Here is a 2,023-nt window from a genome sequence, read left to right as displayed (position 1 = left end):
GAGATCGTGGTACAAATGCTTGTCGATCTTCTTGGCATCACGGTATTTCTTGCTTGCGGACGGAGCGGAGATTCTTTCCTTCGTTGTCCGAAGCGATAACGTGTTCACCAATCCTGTCGATGATCTGGACACGTTTTCCACCATTGGATCGGCCCATAATGCCCTTCTTCGGCGCGCCTTTTTCCTTCAGTCTGGCGCGTTCCTTAGCTGCAATGTCTCTGACATCCGAGTTCATGGCCACAGATGGAGGTTGAGCGGGATTGGCCTGAAGTGCCTGCTGGGTCCAGTGCTTAGCTTCCATGGATTCTGGTCTCTCCACGACCATTGTCGCAAATCCTTGGGACTGGAGGGACTTGAGAAGGAACTCTCTGGCCACGTCTTTGTCCGTAACTGGTTTGGAATCAATGTCGATGATGTGATCTCCGACCTTCATCTGAGCCGAGGCCAATGAATTGGGATCACATCTCGAGACCAGGACTCGGTTCTGGTAATGGCGAATGCCCAAGCCGAGTTTGGGTCCTCCGGGTTTCCATTCGATTTTGACCAGGAAATATTCGAAGCCATCACGGCGTTGGATCAACTTGGCACGATCAGGGGGGATGTGAACCTTGGCCTCGAGCTCGGCCGCCTTGTTCTCGTCTCTGATTATGTGGAGCCGGGCATTGGGAGGGGCGAATCGCAACAGCTGGAAGAAGTGGTTCGTGTCCCGGATCGGAGTGTCATTGATCTTGACAATTTGGTCTCCAATCTTGAGCTTTCCCCGTCTCTGATTATGTGGAGCCGGGAGAAATGAGTACCGAAATTGATAATGTGGATGGTGTTGATGCCCACTACGCGTATTTCCGATCAGTTTATGGCCAACTAAGCGACTCTATCGTGGGAGTGAGACTCCGCAATATCTACGACTACACCAAGAACAGTAATGAGATCGTTCAGAAGTCGTTGAATGGCGTCGAGACTCGTCTTTACGATGTCAGTGACAGTTTCCTTGCTCCTTTGTATGAAAGATATTGTTATCCCACTACAGAACGACTTGCGAAGGCATCAGTGACTGGTTACGACAAAAGCCAGAATTTGATTCACAGCGCCAAAGATCTTGCGCAAGCAGGAACAGCTCTGGGGCTAGGAGTGGCTGTCGTTAGTGCTCAAGTGGGTTTGATTATCAGTGCTTCGATGACAAATCTTCTTTTGGATGGAGTTATTTTGACTAAGGATGTCGGCGTTGGTATTGTAACGAAGACTAAGGCGTATGAGAAACAAGTTGAGGCTAAGATATTCTCGACTGTCGAAAATTGCAAGTCTATTGCTGGAGTTCCGGTGAACAAAGCGGCTGAATACACCAACTCTCTTTTGGATGTTATGAATGCTTTCTTGGACAACTTCCTTCATCTCCCAGTGGAAGAAACAGAAAATCCAGAGAGCTCTATCCCTCAGAGAATCCGTCACTTGACTTCCCGAGTTAGTCAAGCAATCGTTTCGAGAACAGTTCAGCCAGCTCAACAACAGATTGCCGTTCTGTTGGAAAACCTTAGAGCTAAGCTGACATTAGTGGATACGTTGAAGAAACAAGGCGGGAATGTAAAATCCCAGATGTTGAGTACCTCGCTGTCCGATCTCTACGCAAGAATCGAAAAAGAAGCTAATGAGTTCAAAGTCCATCCATCTGAAGCTCTTCTGAAATCGATTCAAAATTGCGCCAAGAGATTAAATGCTTCGCTGAATGATATTGTCCAGAAGAGCTCCAAGACTCTTCCATCTGCCGCTTCCGACCGTCTCCAATCTGCAATTTCATACATTGAGAACCTTGACCGGACTTTCGAGGACGCTGACAGTATTCATGCCATCAGAGATGAGGTGATTGTGGAAGCCAAACAAAAGCTGAGCGATCTTCTTCAAATTGTTCGTTTGTCTCCAAGAAATCAAGATGATAAGATTGACCTCAACGAAGAACTCAGTGATTGAGCTGTTTGTTTGTATTTTTTCAATCTTCACAGTATTACCTTATTCTTATTTTTGATTTGTT

The 2,023-nt window shown here is 46.9% G+C and carries 3 protein-coding genes; 2 read left to right on the top strand and 1 reads right to left on the bottom strand.

Annotation, left to right across the window (positions count from 1 at the left end; translation table 11 throughout):
- Positions 1-37 precede the first annotated feature (37 nt).
- Positions 38-433: a hypothetical protein gene (locus tag CN673_RS21885; protein WP_099868292.1), complete on the bottom strand. Its 396-nt coding sequence runs from the start codon at positions 431-433 to the stop codon at positions 38-40.
- A 57-nt stretch (positions 434-490) separates the two neighbouring features.
- Here CN673_RS21885 and CN673_RS21880 point away from each other — a divergent pair, with 57 nt between their 5' ends.
- Positions 491-793 (top strand): hypothetical protein, encoded by a 303-nt coding sequence (locus CN673_RS21880; protein ID WP_099868291.1) that lies wholly within the window; start codon positions 491-493, stop codon positions 791-793.
- Entirely contained in the window at positions 790-1,962 is a 1,173-nt protein-coding gene (locus CN673_RS21875; RefSeq protein WP_099868290.1) for a hypothetical protein, read from the top strand. The genes CN673_RS21880 and CN673_RS21875 overlap by 4 nt, the downstream gene beginning before the upstream one ends.
- Positions 1,963-2,023 lie beyond the last annotated feature (61 nt).

The organism is Neopararhizobium haloflavum (assembly GCF_002750855.1).
GTDB classification, from domain to species: Bacteria; Pseudomonadota; Alphaproteobacteria; order Rhizobiales; family Rhizobiaceae; genus Georhizobium; species Georhizobium haloflavum.
This window is presented reverse-complemented; position numbering and strand designations above follow the sequence as displayed.

What these genes read in the sequence shown, in the direction of transcription:
- CN673_RS21885 (WP_099868292.1), bottom strand. Translation starts at nt 433, where the DNA reads ATGAAGGTCGGAGATCACATCATCGACATTGATTCCAAACCAGTTACG.
- CN673_RS21880 (WP_099868291.1), top strand. Translation starts at nt 491, where the DNA reads ATGGCGAATGCCCAAGCCGAGTTTGGGTCCTCCGGGTTTCCATTCGAT.
- CN673_RS21875 (WP_099868290.1), top strand. Translation starts at nt 790, where the DNA reads ATGAGTACCGAAATTGATAATGTGGATGGTGTTGATGCCCACTACGCG.